This window comes from Azonexus sp. (assembly GCF_047638095.1).
In the GTDB taxonomy this organism is placed as follows: domain Bacteria; phylum Pseudomonadota; class Gammaproteobacteria; order Burkholderiales; family Rhodocyclaceae; genus Azonexus.
The window spans coordinates 12,162-32,136 of the sequence record NZ_JBLJBW010000009.1; the positions used below are offsets into that span (position 1 = coordinate 12,162).

The 19,975-nt window shown below is 62.4% G+C and carries 18 protein-coding genes; 7 read left to right on the forward strand and 11 right to left on the reverse strand.

All coding sequences use genetic code 11. The features are described from left to right. Positions 1-4: 4 nt before the first annotated feature. Positions 5-1,165, reverse strand: a complete 1,161-nt coding sequence (locus ACM62Q_RS03620) for a Do family serine endopeptidase (RefSeq protein WP_415033679.1) — start codon at positions 1,163-1,165, stop codon at positions 5-7. Between the two features lie 77 nt (positions 1,166-1,242). Here ACM62Q_RS03620 and ACM62Q_RS03625 point away from each other — a divergent pair, with 77 nt between their 5' ends. The 3 genes from ACM62Q_RS03625 (at position 1,243) to ACM62Q_RS03635 (ending at position 4,131) form a co-directional block, all read left to right on the forward strand. Then, entirely contained in the window at positions 1,243-1,989 is a 747-nt protein-coding gene (locus tag ACM62Q_RS03625; protein WP_415033681.1) for a Nif3-like dinuclear metal center hexameric protein, read from the forward strand. Positions 1,990-2,057: 68 nt separating this feature from the next. Beyond that, on the forward strand, positions 2,058-2,765 hold the full coding sequence (locus tag ACM62Q_RS03630) for a fumarylacetoacetate hydrolase family protein (RefSeq protein WP_415033683.1): 708 nt from the start codon (positions 2,058-2,060) through the stop codon (positions 2,763-2,765). After that, positions 2,749-4,131, forward strand: coding sequence for an MATE family efflux transporter (locus ACM62Q_RS03635; RefSeq protein ID WP_415033685.1), 1,383 nt, complete (start codon positions 2,749-2,751; stop codon positions 4,129-4,131). Before ACM62Q_RS03630 ends, ACM62Q_RS03635 begins: the two co-directional genes overlap by 17 nt. On the opposite strand, the gene ACM62Q_RS03640 is transcribed toward ACM62Q_RS03635, so the two are convergent. From ACM62Q_RS03640 to ACM62Q_RS03650, 3 genes are read right to left on the reverse strand one after another with little or no spacing between them, the layout of a single operon-like run. Further along, positions 4,132-5,514 (reverse strand): ATP-binding protein, encoded by a 1,383-nt coding sequence (locus ACM62Q_RS03640; protein WP_415033687.1) that lies wholly within the window; start codon positions 5,512-5,514, stop codon positions 4,132-4,134. Between the two features lie 3 nt (positions 5,515-5,517). Further along, complete coding sequence (locus ACM62Q_RS03645; protein ID WP_415033689.1) at positions 5,518-6,207, reverse strand: response regulator; 690 nt, start codon at positions 6,205-6,207, stop codon at positions 5,518-5,520. Next, positions 6,207-6,533 (reverse strand): PepSY domain-containing protein, encoded by a 327-nt coding sequence (locus ACM62Q_RS03650; protein ID WP_415033691.1) that lies wholly within the window; start codon positions 6,531-6,533, stop codon positions 6,207-6,209. Before ACM62Q_RS03650 ends, ACM62Q_RS03645 begins: the two co-directional genes overlap by 1 nt. Positions 6,534-6,681: 148 nt before the next feature. Here ACM62Q_RS03650 and ACM62Q_RS03655 point away from each other — a divergent pair, with 148 nt between their 5' ends. The 3 genes from ACM62Q_RS03655 to ACM62Q_RS03665 are packed head-to-tail and all read left to right on the forward strand — an operon-like array spanning position 6,682 to position 12,176. After that, entirely contained in the window at positions 6,682-7,746 is a 1,065-nt protein-coding gene (locus ACM62Q_RS03655; protein ID WP_415033693.1) for an efflux RND transporter periplasmic adaptor subunit, read from the forward strand. A gap of 9 nt (positions 7,747-7,755) precedes the next feature. Further along, the gene (locus ACM62Q_RS03660) at positions 7,756-10,851 is read left to right on the forward strand and encodes an efflux RND transporter permease subunit (RefSeq protein ID WP_415033695.1); all 3,096 of its coding nucleotides are present in this window, start codon (positions 7,756-7,758) and stop codon (positions 10,849-10,851) included. Beyond that, positions 10,848-12,176, forward strand: a complete 1,329-nt coding sequence (locus ACM62Q_RS03665) for a TolC family protein (RefSeq protein WP_415033697.1) — start codon at positions 10,848-10,850, stop codon at positions 12,174-12,176. Before ACM62Q_RS03660 ends, ACM62Q_RS03665 begins: the two co-directional genes overlap by 4 nt. 35 nt (positions 12,177-12,211) lie before the next feature. Here the strand turns inward: ACM62Q_RS03665 and ACM62Q_RS03670 are convergent, their stop codons facing one another. The 3 genes from ACM62Q_RS03670 to ACM62Q_RS03680 form a co-directional block, all read right to left on the reverse strand. Next, positions 12,212-13,381 (reverse strand): pyridoxal phosphate-dependent aminotransferase, encoded by a 1,170-nt coding sequence (locus ACM62Q_RS03670; RefSeq protein WP_415033699.1) that lies wholly within the window; start codon positions 13,379-13,381, stop codon positions 12,212-12,214. 63 nt (positions 13,382-13,444) lie between these two features. Next, a complete protein-coding gene (locus ACM62Q_RS03675; protein WP_415033701.1) occupies positions 13,445-15,301 on the reverse strand; it encodes a phosphoenolpyruvate carboxykinase (GTP) in 1,857 nt (618 codons plus the stop codon). Positions 15,302-15,480: 179 nt separating this feature from the next. Next, positions 15,481-15,807 carry a hypothetical protein gene (locus ACM62Q_RS03680; protein WP_415033703.1) on the reverse strand — a complete coding sequence of 109 codons (327 nt, stop codon included), beginning with the start codon at positions 15,805-15,807 and terminating at the stop codon, positions 15,481-15,483. Between the two features lie 60 nt (positions 15,808-15,867). On the opposite strand from ACM62Q_RS03680, the gene ACM62Q_RS03685 reads away from it, so the two are divergent. Further along, a complete protein-coding gene (locus ACM62Q_RS03685) occupies positions 15,868-16,554 on the forward strand; it encodes a DUF3334 family protein (protein WP_415033705.1) in 687 nt (228 codons plus the stop codon). A 21-nt stretch (positions 16,555-16,575) separates the two neighbouring features. Here ACM62Q_RS03685 and ACM62Q_RS03690 read toward each other — a convergent pair whose 3' ends face one another. From ACM62Q_RS03690 to ACM62Q_RS03705, 4 genes are read right to left on the reverse strand one after another with little or no spacing between them, the layout of a single operon-like run. After that, positions 16,576-17,097, reverse strand: coding sequence for a protein disulfide oxidoreductase (locus ACM62Q_RS03690; protein ID WP_415033707.1), 522 nt, complete (start codon positions 17,095-17,097; stop codon positions 16,576-16,578). Between the two features lie 10 nt (positions 17,098-17,107). Beyond that, positions 17,108-17,980 (reverse strand): neutral zinc metallopeptidase, encoded by an 873-nt coding sequence (locus tag ACM62Q_RS03695; protein ID WP_415033709.1) that lies wholly within the window; start codon positions 17,978-17,980, stop codon positions 17,108-17,110. A gap of 12 nt (positions 17,981-17,992) precedes the next feature. Beyond that, a complete protein-coding gene (pyrF, locus tag ACM62Q_RS03700) occupies positions 17,993-18,832 on the reverse strand; it encodes an orotidine-5'-phosphate decarboxylase (protein ID WP_415033711.1) in 840 nt (279 codons plus the stop codon). Further along, positions 18,829-19,959, reverse strand: a complete 1,131-nt coding sequence (locus ACM62Q_RS03705) for an Eco57I restriction-modification methylase domain-containing protein (protein ID WP_415033793.1) — start codon at positions 19,957-19,959, stop codon at positions 18,829-18,831. The genes pyrF and ACM62Q_RS03705 overlap by 4 nt, the downstream gene beginning before the upstream one ends. Positions 19,960-19,975 lie beyond the last annotated feature (16 nt).

Below are 19,975 nucleotides of genomic sequence, written 5' to 3' on the forward strand. Positions count from 1 at the left end.
CGGCTTACTCTCCGGCTTGCAGGGTGGGGCGTTTGCCGATGCGGACCGGCAGTTCCTGGATGCTGGTGTCGCGGCGCAGGCGAAAACGCGCTTCGGATTCGGGGGCCAGGCCGGCGATCAGGTCGAGCATGACTTGCGGGTCGGTGATGGTGGTGCCGTTGATCGACAAGAGCACGTCGCCGGGGCGGATGCCGGCGCGATCGGCCGGGCTGGCGCGCACCACACCGGCGATCAGAGCGCCGGCGGTGTCGGGCAGGTTGAAGGAATCGGCCAGTTCGCTGGTGATTTCCTGCGCCTCGACGCCAATCCAGCCACGGGTGACGGCACCGGAGGTAATGATCTGCTCCATGATGCTGCGCGCGCTCGATACCGGAATGGCAAAGCCGATGCCGTGGTTGCCGCCGGTACGCGAGTAGATGGCGGTGTTGATGCCGATCAGGTTGCCGGCGACATCGACCAGGGCCCCGCCGGAATTGCCCGGGTTGATGGCGGCATCGGTCTGGATGAAGTTTTCGAAGGTGTTGATGCCCAGGTGCGAGCGGCCCAGCGCCGAGACGATGCCCATGGTCACCGTCTGGCCGACGCCGAAAGGATTGCCGATGGCCAGCACGACATCGCCGACGCGCAGGTTTTCCATATGGCCGAAAGTGATGGCCGGCAGGTCTTGTGCGGTAATGCGCAGAACGGCGAGATCGGATTCGGGGTCGGTGCCGACGGTGGTGGCCTTGTAGGTTTTGCCGTCGTTCAGGGAAACCTGGATGTCATCGGCGCTTTCGATGACGTGGAAATTGGTCAGGATGTAGCCGTCGGCGCTGACGATGACACCAGAGCCTAAGCCGGAATTGCGCTCTTTGCGGCCTTCCGGGCGTTCGCCGAAGAAGTGGCGGAAGATGGGGTCGTCAAACAAGGGGTGACGCTGGCCGCGCACGGCCTGTGTGGTATAGATATGCACCACCGCGGGCAGTGCAGCGCGGGCGGCTTCGCGGTAAGAGCCGGCGGGGGGCGGGCCTTCGCCGTCGCTACGCGGTGCGCTGTTGAGCGTGAGTTGCGCTGGCGCGGCGGGAGCGGGCTGTCCCAGCCATTGCGGTTTCAGGGTGTTGAGCGTAAAGAAAACCGCCAGCGCAACGGTGACGGTTTGTGCAAAAATCAACCACAATCTGTGCATGTTTTTATCCACCGCCCGGGTCGGTCAAATACAGCGTATTTCAGCTGGCGCGCGGGTTATGAGCGGAGCAAATGTTAATGAAACTGGAATTATTGGTGCAGTATCTGGATAGCCTGCTGACACCTGAAAAACTGCGTGATTATTGCCCAAACGGCTTGCAAGTGGAAGGACGCGCCGAGGTCAGAAAAATCGTCGCCGGTGTCACCGCCAGCCAGAAACTGCTGGATTTTGCCGTAGCCGAGGGGGCCGACGCGGTACTGGTGCATCACGGTTATTTCTGGAAAGGCGAGGAAGCGCGCATCACCGGTATGCGCAAGAAACGCCTGGCCACCCTGCTCGCCAACGACATCAGCCTGATCGCCTACCATCTGCCGCTCGATGCCCACCCGGAACTGGGTAACAACGCCCAGTTGGCGGCCCGTTGCGGCTGGCTGCCGGAAGGGCGTTTCGGCGAGCAGGAGATCGGCTGGCATGGCCGTCTGCCGGAGGCTGTGCCGCTTGCGCGTCTGATGTCGGATGTGGCTGCCGTGCTCGGTCGTGCGCCGCTGGCCATTGGCGATCCGACCCGGCAGGTGGCGCGCATTGCCTGGTGCAGCGGCGGTGCGCAGGGGTATTTCGAGCAGGCCATTGCCACGGGGGCGGACGTTTATCTTACCGGCGAAATTTCGGAACCCTGCTTGCATCTGGCCGAGGAAAGCGGTGTCGCGTATCTGGCTGCCGGGCATCACGCCACCGAGCGCTATGGGGTGCAGGCGCTGGCCGCGCATCTGGCGGCCCGGTTCGGACTGGCGGCGCATTTCGTCGATTTCGACAACCCGGCGTGATGGAGGTGTGAGGGGGGCAAGGCGGAGGCGGGTTTCTTTTTTCATCCCGGGCCTCGATAATTCTGCCGATGACGACTTCTTGCCTTTTTCCGCCGCCCGCTCCGGTCACCGTGCCGGTCGCCGGGCTGAGTGCCGCCTTTCCGGTGCGGCGTATTTTTTGTGTCGGCCGCAACTATGCCGAGCATGCCCGCGAGATGGGCGCGCACGATCAGGCGGCCGGGCTGGAGCCGCCCTTTTTCTTCAGCAAACCGGCCGATGCCCTGGTCAGCGGCTGCGGGGAGCTTGCGGTGCACTATCCGCCGCAAACGGCGAATCTGCACCACGAAATCGAACTGGTGGCGGCGCTGGGGCAGGGCGGGGCCGATATTGCCGTGCACGACGCGCTGGCTTGCGTGCTGGCCTATGGTGTCGGCCTCGATCTGACGCGGCGCGACGTGCAGGCGCGGGCGAAAGAAAAAGGGCATCCCTGGGATATGAGCAAGGGTTTCGATCACTCAGCGGCGTGCGCGCCCTTGCGTCTGGCGAGCGAATGCGGGCATCTGGGGCAGGGGCGAATCTGGCTGGAGATCAACGGCGCGCTGCGTCAGGAGGGCGATCTGGCGCAGATGGGCTGGTCGGTGGCGCGGATCGTCGCTGAATTGTCGAGCTGGGTGCGTCTGGCCCCCGGCGATTTGATCTATACCGGCACCCCCGCCGGTGTGGCGGCTTTGCAGCGCGGCGATGTGCTGCGCGCCGGGGTGGTGGATTTGCCACAGCTGCATGCCCGCATCGTCTGAGGTGGCGGCCTCCATGTTGACCCTGCCGGCGGCGATGCGCCGTCTGCTGGCGCAGGCGACGCCGATTCTGGTGGCGCAGCTGGCTTCGATCGGCATGATGCTGGTCGATACCGTGGTCTTGGGCCACGTCAGCCCGGAGGATCTGGCGGCGGTGGCAATCGGCAGCGGCATCGTGATTTCACTGGTGTTCGCGCTGGTCGGCATCGTCCAGGCGGTGGCTCCGGTGGTGGCGCATCTGTACGGTGCGCAGCAAGAAAACGAAATTGCCGGGGTCTTGCAGCAGGGTTTCTGGTTGGCGGCAGCGCTGGCCTTGCCGGGCATGGCGCTCTTGTCTTTTCCGCAATTCATGCTCGCCCCTTTCGGTCTGGATGCCGTGGTGAGCGGCAAGGTGGTGCAGTACTTGAATTTGCTGGCCTGGTATTTGCCGGCCTCCTTGTTTTATCGCACCTTTTATGCTTTTTGCAGCGCGCTGGGACGCCCGCGCGTGCTGATGGGTATCGGCCTGCTTGGTTTGCTGGTGCATGCCGTGCTGGCCTGGGGGCTGGCGCAGGCGGGCTGGCTGGGTGAGCCGCTGGGGGTGGTGGGTTGCGCCCTGTCCAATGTGGCGGTGGTCTGGCTGGAATGCCTGTGCGCCGCACTGTGGTTGCATCTGGGGCCGCTCGGGGCGCGCTACCAGCCGTTTCGTCATTGGGCCAAACCGTCCTGGCGGCGCTGGCGCGAACTCTTGCGCCTAGGCTTGCCGATGGGCTTGTCCAATTTGATCGAGATTACCGCGTTCACCTTGGTCAGTCTGTTCGTCGCCGCATTGGGCGCGGCCGTGGTGGGCGGGCACCGCATCATCGCCAATGTGTCGGCGCTGGCGTACATGTTGCCCTTGTCCTTGGGGATTGCCAGCATGGCGGCGGTGGGGCAGGCCTTGGGCGCGCGCGCCTGGGCGCAGGCGCGCATGCTGGTGCGCGCCGGTTTGTGGCTGGCGAGCCTGAGTTCGGTGGGCACGGGTTTGCTCCTCTGGCTTGCCGCGCGTCCGGTGATCGCGGCGTATACCGACGATCCGGCGGTGCAGGCGGTAGCGTTGGCGCTGATTGCTTATGTCGCGGTGTATCAATTCGTCGATGCCTTGCAGACGATTGCCGGGCATGTTTTGCGCGCCTGCAAAGTGACTTTCGTGCCGATGCTGATCCAGCTGTTTTGTTTTTGGGGTATTGCCCTGGGCGGCGGGGCCTGGCTGTGTTATCGCTGGACGCCGCCGTTTGGCGTGGCGGGTTTCTGGCTTGCCGCCGTCTTGGCCTTGGCCGCTGCCGCAGTTTTACTGTTGCCCTTGATGTATCGCGTGCTCGCTGCGGTGACGGCGGAGGCTGCGCCGTAGCTAGCGGGCCTGGCGCTGCGCCGGGGGCGTGAGCCACAGGCGGGCGCGGCAGCCGCCGTGCGGAGGGTCGAGTAATTCCAGCTGGCAGGCGCACTGCTCGGCCAACTCGTCGACGATGGCCAGCCCCAGACCACTGCCCGGGGTGTGTTCATCGGCCCGGCGGCCGCGCTGCAAGACGAAGGCGCGCTGTTCTTGCGGGATGCCGGGGCCGTCGTCGTCGATGTCGATATGGTCGCGCCCGGCATCGGTGCCGCTGTGGATGCGGATGCGCCGCTGGGCCCATTTGCTGGCGTTGTCGATCAAATTGCCGAGCATTTCCTGCAGGTCTTCCGCCTGGACACGGCAACTCAGGCGGTCATCAATTGCGATGACAAAATCAAGCGTCCGCTCGCCATGGACTTTTTGCATGACGCGTACGATGCCTTCGACCAAGGGCCTGACTGCGCATTGCCCAATGCCGTGGCGGGCGCGGGCGGCGTTGCGGGCGCGGTTGAGGTGACGGTCGATTTCAGCGTTGGCGAGCGCCGTTTGTGCGCTGACCAGTTGCCCGAGCGCGCTGGATTCGGCGCGGGCGGCATTGGCAATGACGGCGAGCGGCGTTTTGACTGCGTGGGCGAGGTTGCCGGCTTGCTGGCGGGCGCGTTCGGTAAATTCGCTGTTGTTGTGCAAGACAGCGTTGAGTTCATCGACCAGGGGTTGAATCTCTGCCGGATGTGTTTGCCCCAAGGTGCTGCGTTCGCCGGCGCGCAGCGCACTCAGTTCGCGGCGCAGGCGGGTCAGTGGCTTGAGGCCCGCCCAAACCTGGAAGAGCACCGCCAGCAACAGGCCGCCGGCCAGCCCCGCGAGGCTGATGAAGAGCGGCTTGCGCAGTTCTTGTACAGGTTTTTCCAGCCAGTTTTCGTTGGCGGCGACGATCAGGCGTAAAGGCACTTCTGGATGTTCATCGAAGCGAAAAATGCGCTCGCTCATGCGCAGCATTTCTCCCTTGGGGCCGAGTACGCGATGGGTGTGGCGTTCGCCGTCATCCAGGCGATCTTGCGGCACGTGCAACACGCTGTCCCACAGGGAGCGCGAGCGCTGCACGGCCTGGGCACCCGTTTGGGCGGGGCTGGGCATGCGGTCGATTTGCCAGTACAGCCCGGAATAGGGTTGTTGCAGGCGTGGGTCGCTCAAAGGCTGGATGCGTAGCGCGTCCTGGGCGTCAAATTCCAGATTGGCGGCCAGTTGGTTCAGGTGTAGTTGCAGTTCCCGGTCGAACTGGCGGGCGAGATGCTCGGTAAACAGCCGCTCCAGCAGCCAGCCGGTGGCGGCGATGCTGGCCAGCATCCACAGCAAAGTGCCTAAAAGCAGGCGCTGGCGCAGGGAAGCGGCGATGCGGCGCATGTTTCAGGGAGTTTTACTACTGGTAGAAGGAAGGTTCGGCGCGCGCAGGCGATAGCCAAAACCGCGCTGGGTTTCGATCCAGCCTTCCGGTAGTTTCTTGCGCAAGCGGCCGATGAAAACCTCGATGGTGTTGGAGTCGCGTTCGTTATCGAGCGGGTAGATTTGTTCATTCAGCACGCTGCGCGTGACGACCTGCCCGGGATGGCGCAAGAGGCAGGCGAGCAGCAGAAATTCGTGATGGGTGAGGGTGATTTCCTGGGTGGCCAGAAACACCTGATGGTTTTGTAGATTCAGCCGCAACTCGCCGCAGCGCAAAAAATTGTCGGCCTGCCCGGCGCTGCGCCGGATCAGCGCGCGCAGGCGGGCCAACAATTCTTCCATGTGGAAGGGCTTGGCAAGATAGTCGTCCGCCCCGGCATCGATGCCGGCAACCCGCTCGTGCCAGTTGCCGCGTGCGGTGAGAATCAGCACCGGCAGGCTGCGTTCATGGGCGCGCCAGCGTTTCAGCACACTGAGCCCATCCAGCCCGGGCAGACCAAGGTCGAGTACGGCGGCGGCAAACATCTCTTCCAGGCCCAGATGCAGGGCGTCTTGCCCTTGGGTAACGGTTTCCACCAGATAACCCTCGGCCCGCAAAGCCGTGGCGATCTGCAGGTTGAGGGTGGGTTCGTCTTCGACCAGCAGAAGGCGCATCAGCGTTTGTTTTCCGGTGCGCGCTCCTTGCTGCGCAAGAGGCGGCCATCGCCTGCATCGAGAATCAGTTTCTGGATCGTGCCGTCGGCTTTGAGGATTTTTATTTCGTAAATCCATTGCTTGTCTTCACGCTCGAGTTCGATCTCCAGCGGCTCGCCCGGATGATTGCGTTCGACCTGTTCGAGGATGCGCTTGAGCGGCAAAATTTGGCCCGCCGCCAGTGCCTGCCGGGCAACGTCGTGATCCAGGTGGCTGGCGAATGTCGCCGTGGCGGGCAGACTGAGTGCTGCGGCGAGTAGCAAGGCGGAAAAACGGGTTTTGTCCATGATGTATTCCTGTGGGGGGGATGAAGGAGTCGTCTTTGTAGCAAAATGAGCCTGAATTTTGTCTGAACGCTGGCTTTCAGCTTACGTTCATCTGGGCTGCCTGACAATGTACGCATCAGCATGAAAAGCGCATTGACAAGGAAAGACGATGTCTCGTGTATCTCAAGTTTTGTTGTGTTTTGCCGCTGTTTTTGTTGGCAGCGTTCAGGCGGCAGAGATTGCTATGACGGTGGCGCAAAGCGAAAAGCTGGGCATCGTCACCCAGAATTTGGCTGACTTGGCGCTGGCGGAAGGTTTGCATTTGCCGGCGCAGGTCGTCGTGCCGCCGGCGCAGATCGCGGTATTGGCGGCGCCCATGCCGGCCTTGGTCGGCCGGGTGCATGTGGCGTATGGGGAAAGCGTGCGCGCCGGGCAGATCGTGGCGGAACTGCAGGGGCCAGCGTTTCTTGAAGCATACAGCGCGCATGTGCAGGCGCAGAGTCAGGCGGCGCTGGCAAGCGAAAATTGTCAGCGTGATGAAAGCTTGCTGGCCGATGGCATCATCGCCCAGTCGCGCCTGTCAGCCAGTCGCGCGGCAGAGCGCCAGGCCAGGGCGCTGGCGGCCGAAAAACGCCAAATCGTGCAAACAGCGGGGATCACGGCGAAAGGCACGGCCGTATTGCGCTCTCCCTTCGCCGGCGTCGTGCTGGCCGCGCAGGCCGAGCCCGGGACACAGGTCGATGCGCTGACGCCGCTTTTCAAGCTCGCGCAAGTCTCACCCCTGTGGCTGGAAATGCAGGCGAGTGCGGCCCAGGCCGAGGCCGTGCCGCTGGGGGCGCAGATCAAAGTCAGCGGCTGCCCAAGGCCGGCGCGGGTGACGCTGGTGGCACCGGCAGTGCAGGCGGCGAGCCAGTCGGTGCTGGTGCGCGCTGAATTGGCCGACCCCGGGGGCTGCGTTAAGCCTCTGGCGTTTGTCAGCGCGCAGCTGGTACCGGCGGCGCTGCCCAGCGGACAATGGCAGGTACCTTTGGCGGCACTGACGCGTGCGCAAGAAAAAACCTGGTTATTCGTGGCCCAGGCGGCGGGTTTTCGTGCCGTACCGGTAGAGGTGCTCGCCGAAACCGCGGGGCAGGCACGCATTGCGGCAGATTTACCGGCCGGTACCCGCATCGTGACGCGCGGCGTGGCGGCGCTCAAGGGGCAGTGGCTGGGCCTGGGCTCGGGACAGGAGTGAGGTGCGCCGATGTGGCATAAACTGACCGAATTTGCCTTGGCGCAGCGTGCCTTTGTGCTGCTGCTCAGCGTTTTTCTGGTGGCGGCAGGGGTAATGGCCTTTCGCGGCTTGCCGATCGATGCCTTTCCGGATGTCTCTTCGACACAGGTGAAGATCATCGTCAAGGCTCCCGGCATGACGCCGGAAGAAGTCGAAGCGCGCATCGTCACGCCGATCGAACGGGAACTGCTCGGTATTGCGCAGCAACGTGCGCTGCGCGCCGTTGCAAAATACGCGATTGCCGACATCACCCTCGATTTTGCCGACGGCACGGACATTTACTGGGCCCGCCAGCAGGTCAGCGAGCGTCTGACAAGTGCCATGGCCGAGTTTCCGGCCGGCGTTTCCGGTGCCTTGGCCCCGATGACGACGCCTTTGGGCGAGATGCTGATGTTCACCGTTGAAGGCGATGTGTCGCTGGCAGAAAAACGCAGTCTGCTCGATTGGGTGATCCGTCCGCAATTACGCACCCTGCCCGGAGTGGCCGATGTGAACGCCCTGGGGGGTGCGGTGCGCAGCTTCGAAATCGTCCCCGATCGCACCGCTTTGCAGGCGCGCGGCCTGAGTCTGGCCGATCTGCGCGAGGCGCTATTGAACAACAACCGCAACGATGGGGCCGGACGCTTGACGGAGGGAGAGGAGAATCTTCTGGTGCGTATCGAAGGCAGCGTGCAAACACTCGATGATTTACGCGCCATCGTCGTCAAATCCTTGGCGGGCGCACAGGTGGTGCTGTTGGCCGATGTGGCCGAGGTGCGTATCGGCAGCCTGACGCGCTACGGTTTCGTGACGCGGGGCGGTGAGGGCGAGGCGGTGCAAGGTTTGGTGCTCGGTTTGCGTGGAGCCAATGCCCATGCGCTGGTGGACAATGTGCATAAACGGCTGGCAGAAATCGAAAAATCCCTGCCGCCGGGCGTTAGCACCCACGTTTTTTACGACCGTGGGGCGCTCGTTGATCGCGCCGTCGGCACGGTGGCCAAAGCCTTGCTCGAGGCCATCGTGTTGGTGTTGATTTTGCTGCTCGCTTTTCTCGGTCAATTGCGTGCGGCGCTGGTGGTCGCTGCCGTGCTGCCTTTGGCCGCGCTGCTCACCTTTGTCTTGATGCAAGTGTTTGGTTTGTCGGCCAATCTGATGAGTCTGGGCGGCTTGGCGATTGCGATCGGGATTTTGGTGGATGCGGCGGTGGTGGTGGTCGAAAACATCGAAAAGCATCTGCACGCCCCGCAGGGCGGTGAACATGCTGGGGGGAATGCGGCCGGGAGCGTTGTTTCGCGCTTGCAAACCGTGCGATTGGCAGTACGCGAGGTGAGCGTGCCGGTGGTGTCGGGCATGCTCATCATCGCCATTGTTTTTTTGCCGCTTCTCAGCCTGCAGGGGCTGGAAGGCAAGCTCTTTCGGCCGGTGGCGCTGACCATCGTGTTCGCCCTGCTCGGCTCTTTGCTGCTCTCCTTGACCGTGATTCCGGTGCTGGCTTCGTTTCTCATTCGTCCCGGCGAGGCCTCTGCGCAGCCTTGGCTGCCGCGCCAGGCGGCGCGTATTTACGCCCCCTTGCTGGCCTGGAGCCTGCAACATGCCCGGCAGGTGATCGTGCTGGCTTTGCTCTTGCTCGCAGCGGCGGGCGGTGCTTTTTTCCTGCTGGGAAAAACCTTCATGCCGACGCTCGATGAAGGTGACATCCTGATGCAAAGCGCCAAGCTGCCTTCGATCAGCCTGGAAGAAAGCGCGCGCATCGATCTCGCCGTGCAAAAGGCCCTGCGTGAACAAATTCCTGAAATCCGTGACATCGTGGCCCGTACCGGCTCCGACGAACTGGGCCTGGACCCGATGGGCTTGAATGAAAGCGATCATTTTCTCGTGCTTGCGCCGCGCGCCACCTGGCGTAAACCAGACAAGGCCTGGTTGACTGACGAAATCCGCAAAGTCTTGGCGGATTTTCCCGGGATGGACATTGCTTTTACGCAACCCATCGAAATGCGGGTCTCCGAAATGCTCACGGGTACGCGCGGCGATTTGGCGGTGAAGATTTTTGGCGACGATTTGGCGGCGCTGAACCGTTTGGCCGAAGACATCGCTGCGCTTTTGAAAACCCTTCCCGGGGCAGAGGATGTGCTGACGGTAAAGAACGAGGGCGTGCAGTATTTTACGGTGCGTATCGACCGGCTGGCGGCGGGGCGTTTGGGTTTGAGCGTGGCCGAGGTGGGGCAGGCGCTGCGCACCCAGCTCGAAGGTGAGCCCCTGGGCTTGGTGCTCGAAGGCAACCGGCGCACGCCCTTGTTGTTGCGGGGTGCGCCCGATGTGCAACAGGCACCGGCCGTGTTTGCCGGGTTGCAACTGGCCTTGCCCGCGGGGGGTAGCGTGGCCTTGTCGAGCATTGCGCAGTTGGAGCGGGTGCAAGGGCCGGTCAAGGTCGATCATGAAAACGGTGCGCGTCTGGTCTTGGTGCAGGCCAATGTCAGCGGGCGTGACCTGGTCGGTTTTGTCGAAGAGGCCAAGGCGCGGGTGGCCAAAGAAATCCAGCTGCCTGCCGGTTATCACCTGAGTTGGGGCGGTGAATTTGAAAACCAGCAGCGGGCGGCGCAGCGTTTGACGCTGGTGGTGCCGGTTGCCCTGTGCCTGATTTTCTATTTGCTCTTTGCGACCCTGGGTTCGTTGCGCCAGGCGCTGCTGGTTTTCGTCAATATTCCCTTCGCCTTGATTGGCGGCGTGTTTGCCTTGCTCCTCAGTGGCGAGTATCTTTCCGTGCCGGCCTCGGTGGGGTTTATCGCCCTGCTGGGGATTGCGGTGTTAAACGGTCTGGTGTTGGTGAGCTGCTTCAATCAACTGCGCAGCCAGGGTATGGCGTTGGCTGAGGTGGTGGCGGAAGGGGCCAGGCGGCGCTTGCGCCCGGTGTTGATGACGGCTTCCATCGCCGCTTTTGGCCTGCTGCCGCTTTTGTTTGCCAGTGGACCAGGTTCGGAAATTCAGCGCCCGCTGGCGATTGTCGTGATCGGCGGCTTGTTTTCTTCCACCTTGCTGACGCTGGTGGTTCTACCTATTTTGTATCGTCGTTGGGAAAGTAAAGCATGAATGTGACGCATCGATTGACGGTGTTTGCCGTCGGTTTGCTCGGTGGTTTTTTTGTCCTGGGTACGGCCGCCGGGGCCGATGCCGGCCGGGGTTTGGGCGTGGCTGAGGCAGATCTGCCGCCGCTTGAGCAGGTGGCCGCGGTGTTGCACGCCCATCCTGCGGTGCTTGCCGCCGGGGCCGGGGTGCGCGAACAGGAGGCGGTGCGCGATCGTCTGCGGGCGGGGCCGTATGAATTGACAGTGACAGCGGCAACGGCACGGCGCAAGGACCGCAATGAGCAACTGCGTACGCGCGAACATGAAATCGGCATCGAGCGTAGTTTTCGTTTGCCCGGCAAAGCGGCGCGCGATGCGGAAATCGGTGCCCTCGGTATTAGCGAAGCGCGTTTTGCTCTGGGCGATGCGCGTCACGAAACGGCGCGTTTGTTGCTGGCCCGCTGGTTCGATTGGCAACGGGCGGCAAGTGCCGTCAGCGATTGGCAGGCGCAGGGCGAAAATCTGCGGGCGCAGCGCGTGGTGGCCGAGAAAAAAGTGAAATTGGGCGAGGCGGCCCGGCTGGAGCTTTTGCAAACCGAGGCGCAGCTCTTTCAGGCCGAAGCGGAAACGGCCCGCGCGCATAATGAAGCAGCGCAGGTGGCACTCGAATGGCAGCAAAATTTCCCGGGCATCGATTTGCCGCAGCTTCCGGTCGTCGTGCTGCCGCAGGCCTTGCCAGTGGATAGCCTTGAACATGCCGCCTGGCGCGCTCGGATGCTGGAAGAAAACCATGAATTGGCCGTAGCGCGCAGTGCCGCCCGCAAAAGCCGCGTGCAGGCCGGGCGCCTGGATGCGGAGCGTTTGCCAGATCCCAGTTTGGGGGTGGCGCTCGGGCGCGAAAACAATGGTGCGGAGCGGGTAGTTGGTGTTCAACTGAGTATTCCCCTGCCCGGCGCAGGGCGCGCCGCCGATGCGCGTGCCGGTCAGGCAGCCGCCGAAGCGGCCAGCGCGCGTGAAGCGCAGGCCTTGATCCGCGCCGAAAGCACGGCTCGGCAAACGATACAACGGGCTTTGAGCAGCTACACCCAGTGGCAGCGTCTGGCCGAAGTGGCGGAACGCCTGGATGAAAATTTGCGTCTGCTGGAAAAGGCCTGGCGCTTGGGAGAAGGGCAATTCAACGAATTACAGCAAACCCGCCGTCAGGCGATCGAGGCGCGCCTTTCAGCCAGCCGCGCTCGGCTGGATGCCAATGAAGCGCGCTATCGTTTGTTGCTCGATATGCACGTTTTGTGGGCCGATGAGGAAGAAGAAAGCGCGCATGAAGCAGGCTTTGGCGAGCATCAGCACTGAGTTTGCTGTGCTTGGATCGCTGCGCGGCAGCTTGGTCAGGCGTTGCAGCGGCCAAAATAGCGCGCCAGCCGGGTGACGGCTTCGTTCAGGCGGCCGATGTCGGTGGTGTAGGCAAAACGCAGGTGTTTTTCCGGGGCGTTGTCGCCAAAATCCAGCCCTGGCGTGCAGGCGACACCGGTTTTTTCGAGCAGGTCGCGGGCGAGCGTGAAGCTATCCGGGGCGAGCGCCGAGCTGTCGCAGTAGAGATAAAACGCGCCTTCAGGTTTGGCGGTGACGCGCAGGCCGAGTTTTTCCAGGGCCGGGGCGAGAAAGTCGCGGCGACGACGAAATTCGGCGCGGCGCGCTTCCAGGAGGGCAATGGTTTCCGGATGAAAAGCGGCAAGCGCCCCGTATTGCGCCGGTGTCGATGGGCAGAGCACGAGGTTTTGCGCGAGTTTTTCAATGTCGCGCACGTAAGCCTCGGGGACGACCATCCAGCCCAGACGCCAGCCGGTCATCTGGAAGTACTTCGAAAAACTGTTGATCACCCAGAGTTCATCGCCGACGGTGCAGGCGGTGGGGGCATCGGTTTCGTAAGTGAGCCCGTGGTAGATCTCATCGACCAGGAAATGCCCTTGGCGAGTGCGGCAGACTTCGGCCAGGGCGGCGAGTTCGTTGTGGCTTAGCAGGGTGCCGGTGGGGTTGGCGGGCGAGGCGACGAGCAGTCCGGCGGTGCGTTCGTTCCAGGCGGCGGCGACCTGTTCCGGGGTGGGTTGAAAATTGCTTTGCGGCCTAACCGGCAGGGCCACGGCATGCCCTTCGTAACAGCGCAGGATGTGGCGGTTACAGGGATAGCCGGGGTCAGTCAGTAACCACTCGCTGCCGGGATTGGCGAGGCAGGCAAAGGCCAGATTGAGTGCGCCGGAAGCGCCGTTAGTGACTGCGATACGCCGGGCTGGAACCTCTGCGCCGTAGCGGCTGCGGTAAAAATCGCTGATGGCTTGACGCAACTCAGGCAGGCCGAGCGCCTGGGTGTACTGGGTTTTGCCCGCCCGAATGGCGGCCATGGCCGCGTCGGCAATCGGTTCGGGGGTCGCAAAATCCGGTTCGCCGATTTCCATGTGGATGATGTCGCGGCCTGCGGCTTCCAGTTGCCGGGCGCGGGTGAGCAGTTCGACGACGTGGAAAGGGGCGATGTCGCTAAGGCGTTCGGCGGAAGGGCACATGGAAAATCCTGAGGAAAGAAAAGGCCACCCGCAGGTGGCCCGGTGTGACGGCTTGCCTGAAACTCAGGCGGCGTTGGCTTCTTCGTCGCGGTAGATGCCCATTTCGAAGAGTTCGCGCTTCAAGACCAGTTCGCGCGGCATTTTCTCGCCCATTTTGTCGAACCATTCCTTATGGCCGACCAGCTCGGATTTCCAGGCATCGTAGCTGATGGTGGTGAGCGCTTCGAAGGCTTCGCGGTCGATGTTCAGGCCGCTCCAGTCGATGTCCTCGAACTTCGGCATCCAGCCGAGTACGGTTTCCTTGGCGGCAATTTTGCCTTTGCAGCGATCGACGATCCATTTCAGCACGCGCATGTTGTCGCCAAAGCCCGGCCACATGAAATCGCCGCTTTCATCCATGCGGAACCAGTTCACGCAGAAAATCTTGGGCGTGGCATCGACGTTCTTGCCCATTTGCAGCCAGTGGTTGAAATAGTCGCCCATGTGGTAGCCGCAGAAGGGCAGCATGGCGAAGGGGTCGCGGCGCACCACGCCTTGCTGACCGAAGGCCGCGGCGGTGGTTTCGGAACCGAGGGTGGCGGCCATGTAGACGCCGTAGTTCCAGTTGAACGCCTGGTACACCAGCGGCACCGTGGTCGGGCGGCGACCGCCGAAGATGAAGGCCGAGATCGGCACGCCGGCGGGGTCTTCCCAGGCGGCATCGATCGACGGACATTGGCTGGCCGGGGCGGTGAAACGCGAGTTCGGGTGGGCGGCTTTTTTGCCCGCCTTGCCGTCTTCCGGCGTCCAGTCATTGCCTTGCCAGTCGATCAAATGGGCCGGGGCTTCCTTGGTCAGGCCTTCCCACCACACGTCGCCGTCATCGGTGAGCGCGACGTTGGTGAAGATGATGTTTTCCTTCAGCGTGGCGAGTGCGTTGTAGTTGGTTTTTTCGCTGGTGCCGGGGGCGACGCCGAAGAAGCCGGCTTCCGGGTTGATGGCGTAGAAGCGGGTGACGCCGTCAGCATCGACGCGCGGTTTGATCCAGGCGATGTCGTCGCCGATGGTGGTGATCTTCCAGCCGTTCATCGAGGCCGGCGGAATGAGCATGGCGAAGTTGGTTTTGCCGCAGGCCGACGGGAAGGCGGCAGCGACATAGGTTTTTTCACCTTCCGGCGATTCGACGCCGAGAATGAGCATGTGTTCGGCTAGCCAGCCTTGTTCGCGTGCCATGCTGGAAGCGATGCGCAGCGCCAGGCACTTCTTGCCGAGCAGGGCGTTGCCGCCGTAGCCGGAACCGTAAGACCAGATTTCGCGGGTTTCCGGGTAGTGCACGATGTACTTGACGGTCGGGTTGCACGGCCAGGCCACGTCTTTCTGGCCAGCTTCGAGCGGCGCGCCGACGGTATGCACGCAGGGCACGTATTCGCCGTCGCTGCCGAGCACGTCGAAGACGGCCTTGCCCATGCGGGTCATGGTGCGCATATTGGTGACGACGTAGGGCGAATCGGTGATTTCGACGCCGAGCTGGGCGATCGGCGAACCGAGCGGGCCCATCGAGAAGGGGATGACGTACATCGTGCGCCCCTTCATGCAGCCCTTGAACAAGCCGTTCAAGGTGCTGCGCATTTTGGCCGGGTCTTCCCAGTTGTTGGTGGGGCCGGCGTCTTCCTTGTTTTCCGAGCAGATGTAGGTGCGGTCTTCGACGCGGGCGACGTCGGAAGGATCGGAGAAGGCGAGGTAGGAATTGGGGCGTTTTTGTTCGTTCAGCTTGATCAGGGTGCCAGCCTTGACCATTTCGGCGCACAGGCGATCATATTCTTCCTGCGAACCCTCCGCCCAATAGACGCGATCGGGCTGGGTGAGCGCCGCAATCTCAGCGACCCACTGCTTCAGGCCTTCGTGTTTGACGTAATCGGGGGTGTTCAATGCGACGGTCATGGGGTGTCTCTCTCCAGGTGACTGAAACAAAAGAAAAATCCAGTCTCCGGGTGCTTACGCCATGTTGCAAAAGAGGTTTGACCGTCGGCTGGTAAGCAAGTAATTATGCCTGAAACAGGCTTTGATTTCCAGCAAAAATAAGGCATGGGACGATGTTGGGGGTTTGCTATTTCCCTGGTTCAGGCCGATTCGCTTTCTACCTGCGCCGTGCAATCACAGCCCGCGCCGGCGGCGATTTTGCGGGCAATGAAGGGGCGTAAACTGGCCGCCCAGCGTTCCGGTAAGGGCAGATGGTTTTGTGGGTGAAGCAGTAAACCACAGTGGTAGCGCATCTCGTCTGCCGACCAGTGCAGTGCCGGACAGGGCCCCGCAATCTGCCAGAAACGCAGTCGCCCCAGGGGGCAGGTGCTCAGGCTGCAGCACACGCCGCAGCCATTGCAGGGCGCGTCGACGGGAGGCTTTTCTGGCGCGGCAGCAACAAGATGCAGAAAAATTGAGGACGGCATATGAAATTTGGGGTTTGCCCCATAAAATGAGCGTTTTGCACATTTTACGGCGCATTGCTCATGTCACTTTCAGAAAATCGCTTGGTCATCGGTACCGAAGACATTTTGTTGAGTTTGTGTAATTCGGTGGTCGACGTACTCAACGTTGCCACGCAAAGCCCTTTGCACTATTCCGGCATGGTGCAGCGCATCACCAAAACCTGCCTGAAGCCGGATATCGGTTGTTTCGTGCTCTTCGACGGCGGTTTTACCGGCCTGGTCGTGCTCAATTTTTCCGCTGCGGCGGCCATGGAATTGTACGAAAGCTACCTGACCAGCATGGGCATGGCGAAATCGGAGCTGGCCTCGAGCCACACGGCCGATGAAGTCGGCAATGTGATGGGCGAGTTGATGAATCAGATCGTTGGCAACTTCACCGGCAAAATCGGCCGCGAATTGCAAACCCACATCACCCAGAATCAGCCGAAAATGCTGGTGCTGAACAAGCAGGTGATGTTGAGCGTGGATACCAATCTGGATTGCCCGCAGGCGCGGCGCGTCACTTTTTATACGGCGCGCAACAATATTTTTTATCTGGAAATGGCGATCGACGGCACCGAATTCATCAAGCTGCGCGAATTCGATGCCCATGAAGCGCCCGATCCCGATCTGTTGATCGCCCAGGCGGCAGCCGATGCCGCGCCCGCGCTGGCCCCAAGCCTGCATACGGAAGATCAGGATGAACTGCTGAAATCCTTGGGTATGTGATTCTGCTGCGTGGGCTGGCGCTCAGCGGCCCGCCCACCAGAGGCGCAGGCGCAGCCCGAGTTCGCTGGTGTAACCGACGGCAACGAAGCGGATCTCGCCATCCGGCGCGATGACGACGAAACCCGGGGTGCCGGGCAGGCGGTAGTCTTGCATGATCTCGCCGCCCTGATCGGCCAGGGTCGGCCAGCGGTAGCCCTTTTCCTGCATGAAGCGCTGCACGGCGGCGGCGTCGCCGCTTTGCGTGGCGATCGTCAGTAGCGGCCTGTCAGCGGCAATGCTGCTGACGCTGCCGGCGGTGGTTTTGCAGACCGGGCACCAGTCGGCCCAGAAATACAGCAAGAGCGGCTGGCCGGGGTGGGCGGCGCGGTACTCGCGCAAACTGAAGGTCGTGCCGTCGAGCAGGATACCGTTGAATTCGGGTGCCTGCCCGCGGGCGGTGTCGCGCAGTTGCCAGGCCTGGAAAGCGGCAAACAGAGCGAGGAAAATGGCGATTTCAAACAGCCAGCGCCGCCAGCGCGGCGAGTTTTTGACGCCGGGGTTCACTGCGCCAGGTTCACAACTGGCGGCTGTTGAAGGTGTTGCACTGGTTGAAGTCGCCGCTGTCGAAGCCGCGCTTGAACCAGCGCATGCGTTGCTCGGAGCTGCCGTGGGTGAAGCTTTCCGGCACGATGCGGCCCTGCGCCTGCTGCTGCAGGCGGTCGTCGCCAATGGCGGCGGCGGCCTTGAGGGCGGCTTCCAGATCGCCGTGTTCCAGCACCTGGGCCATGCTGTCGGTGCGTTTACCCCAGACGCCGGCCAGACAGTCGGCCTGCAATTCCAGACGCACGGAGAGGGCGTTGGCTTCTTTCTCGCCAGACTGCTGGCGGGCGCGCTGCACTTGATCCGAAATGCCGAGCAGGTGCTGGACATGGTGGCCGACTTCGTGCGCCACGACGTAGGCTTGGGCGAATTCGCCGGGCGCGCGGAATTTTTCCTTCATTTCGCGGAAAAACGTCAGGTCGATGTACACCTTCTGGTCGCCGGGGCAATAGAACGGCCCCATCGCCGACTGGCCGGTGCCGCAGGCGGTGGGCGTCATGCCGGAAAAGAGGACGAGCTTGGGTTCCTGATATTGCCGCCCCATTTCGCGGAAGGCGGTATTCCAGGTGTCCTCGGTGGAGGCCAGTACCTTGGAGACGAACTGCGCGGTGGGATCGTTGGCCGGCGGCGCGCTAGCCGGTGCTTGCTGCTCCAGCGCCGGCATGCCGCCGCCGGCCAGCATGTTGATCACCGTCAGCGGATTGACGCCGAGGAAATAGCTGGCGACCAGGGCAATGGCGATGGTACCCAGGCCCATGCGCCCGCCGCCCAGGCGCAGCCCGCCACCACCGCCACCGCCGCGGCGGTCTTCGACGTTGTCGCTGTTACGGTAATCATCCATGCGCATGGCGGTTTTTCCTTATCGGTGCGGGTTGATGGCCTTGCGGGTTTCTTCTGCCACGCGGCGGGCGGCGCTGGCGAAATCCTCGTCCTGGCCGGCGTAGAGAATGGCACGCGAGGAATTGATCAGCAAGCCCGCGCCGGCGGCGGTTTTACCGGCTTTTACAGTGGCCTCGATGTCGCCGCCCTGCGCCCCGATGCCCGGCACCAGGAGCGGCATGTCGCCCGTCAAGGCACGCACACGGGCGATCTCGGCGGGAAAGGTGGCACCGACCACCAGGCCGATCTGGCCGGTCGAATTCCATTTTTCTGCCGCCAGCCGGGCGACGTGTTCATACAATTTTTCACCATTCTTATCTTGCCGGCTGTTGTCCTGCTCCAGGTTGAGGAATTGCAGGTCGGAGCCGCCCGGATTCGAGGTGCGGCAGAGCAGGAAGACGCCCTTGTCGGGATAGGCCAGATAAGGCGTCACCGAATCGTGGCCCATGTAGGGGTTGATGGTGACGGCATCTGCCCGGTAACGCTCGAAGGCTTCAATGGCGTACTGCTCGGCGGTGGAGCCGATGTCGCCGCGCTTGGCATCGAGCACCACGGGAATGCCGGGGTGTTTTTCATGGATGTGGGCGATCAGCGCTTCCAGTTGGTCTTCAGCGCGGCGTGCCGCGAAATAGGCGATCTGCGGCTTGAAGGCGCAGACCAGGTGGGCGGTGGCATCGACGATGTCGGCGCAGAAGTCGAAAATCGCCTCGTTGCGGTTTTTTAGATGCGCTGGAAACTTGCCGGGATCGGGATCGAGGCCGACACAGAGCAGGGAATCGTTTTTCTGGCGGGCGGCGGCGAGCTGGTCGGTAAACGTCATGCGGATTCCTTGGCGGGGGGCGGTGAATTCGGCGGTAAAAAACGGGTGAAGCTGTCAGGCAGCAGACAGGTTTGCAGGCTGCGCTGGGTGAATAGGTAGCGGCCATCGCAGACGAAACCGAGTTCCTGCCAATCGACTTCATGGTTGAGCATGGTCGTGCAGGTGATCAGCTCACGGCGGGAAATCTGCTCGTGTTTGGGAAACAGGGCGAGCACCGCGCCGTCGAAATTGCGGCAGTCGTGAAGAAAGAAGGGGGCCGCTTTGCGCGTGCGGCCATTGACGTAGATGCGCGGCAAATCATTGCGGGGGAAATGCCGGCCCCAGCGCCACCAGTTGCTTTCGTCGAAGCTGCGCACGCGGCGGGCGAGCAGTTCTGCCTTGTGCTTTTGCAGATGGGGGTGCTCGATGTCGTAGAGCATGCGGCGCGTCTCGCCGGTATCGACGGTTTTCGAGCAGACGAATTCCAGATTGCCCGCCGGATGCGTGTAGATCTCATCGGCCCCGGAGACGCCGCCGACCTTGACCGAAAAAAGATCGGCCAGGCGGATGCCATGTTCCGCACGCAGGAACATCAGCTGGCCGCTGACTTCGGTAAAGCTGCGGCCATCGGCCATCTTGCGCTCGCTGCGCCCTTTCTCGAAGCGGAAAATGGCGCAGTTCGGGGTGTGTTCGCCAAAGATGCGCACGTCGCCGGTTTCGTAGAAGTGCGTGATGCTGCCCTGGGCGTACAACCAGGCATTCAGCTTGCGGGCGGCGGTCAGTTTGATGAATTCGCGCGGTACGATGAAAATCAGTTCGCCGCCGGGATTCAGGTGGCGGATGCATTTTTCGATGAAGAACAGGAACAGGTTGCTGCGCTTGTCGAAGCGTTCAAATTTCAGCTTGCAGCGCGTCTCGGCGGCGATGTCTTGAAAACGCACATAGGGCGGATTGCCGATGATGGTGTCGAAACGCTCGTTGTCCGGGTAATCGAAAAAATCCATGACTTGGACGCCGGGCGGCGCGACCCGTGCGTCGAATTCGATGCCGACACAGGCGGCACCGCGCGCCGCCAGCGCCGAAAAAAAAGCGCCGTCGCCGGCCGAAGGTTCGAGCGTTCGCCCCCGGTTCTGACATAAATCGAGCATGAATTCGACGACCTTG

Coding starts and splice junctions, on each gene's coding strand:
- ACM62Q_RS03635 (WP_415033685.1), top strand. CDS start 2,749: ATGCCCGCATCGTCTGAGGTGGCGGCCTCCATGTTGACCCTGCCGGCG.
- ACM62Q_RS03675 (WP_415033701.1), bottom strand. CDS start 15,301: ATGACCGTCGCATTGAACACCCCCGATTACGTCAAACACGAAGGCCTG.
- pyrF (WP_415033711.1), bottom strand. CDS start 18,832: ATGACGTTTACCGACCAGCTCGCCGCCGCCCGCCAGAAAAACGATTCC.
- ACM62Q_RS03665 (WP_415033697.1), top strand. CDS start 10,848: ATGAATGTGACGCATCGATTGACGGTGTTTGCCGTCGGTTTGCTCGGT.
- ACM62Q_RS03655 (WP_415033693.1), top strand. CDS start 6,682: ATGTCTCGTGTATCTCAAGTTTTGTTGTGTTTTGCCGCTGTTTTTGTT.
- ACM62Q_RS03705 (WP_415033793.1), bottom strand. CDS start 19,959: ATGCTCGATTTATGTCAGAACCGGGGGCGAACGCTCGAACCTTCGGCC.
- ACM62Q_RS03670 (WP_415033699.1), bottom strand. CDS start 13,381: ATGTGCCCTTCCGCCGAACGCCTTAGCGACATCGCCCCTTTCCACGTC.
- ACM62Q_RS03640 (WP_415033687.1), bottom strand. CDS start 5,514: ATGCGCCGCATCGCCGCTTCCCTGCGCCAGCGCCTGCTTTTAGGCACT.
- ACM62Q_RS03650 (WP_415033691.1), bottom strand. CDS start 6,533: ATGGACAAAACCCGTTTTTCCGCCTTGCTACTCGCCGCAGCACTCAGT.
- ACM62Q_RS03660 (WP_415033695.1), top strand. CDS start 7,756: ATGTGGCATAAACTGACCGAATTTGCCTTGGCGCAGCGTGCCTTTGTG.
- ACM62Q_RS03625 (WP_415033681.1), top strand. CDS start 1,243: ATGAAACTGGAATTATTGGTGCAGTATCTGGATAGCCTGCTGACACCT.
- ACM62Q_RS03620 (WP_415033679.1), bottom strand. CDS start 1,165: ATGCACAGATTGTGGTTGATTTTTGCACAAACCGTCACCGTTGCGCTG.
- ACM62Q_RS03630 (WP_415033683.1), top strand. CDS start 2,058: ATGACGACTTCTTGCCTTTTTCCGCCGCCCGCTCCGGTCACCGTGCCG.
- ACM62Q_RS03680 (WP_415033703.1), bottom strand. CDS start 15,807: ATGCCGTCCTCAATTTTTCTGCATCTTGTTGCTGCCGCGCCAGAAAAG.
- ACM62Q_RS03645 (WP_415033689.1), bottom strand. CDS start 6,207: ATGCGCCTTCTGCTGGTCGAAGACGAACCCACCCTCAACCTGCAGATC.
- ACM62Q_RS03685 (WP_415033705.1), top strand. CDS start 15,868: ATGTCACTTTCAGAAAATCGCTTGGTCATCGGTACCGAAGACATTTTG.
- ACM62Q_RS03695 (WP_415033709.1), bottom strand. CDS start 17,980: ATGCGCATGGATGATTACCGTAACAGCGACAACGTCGAAGACCGCCGC.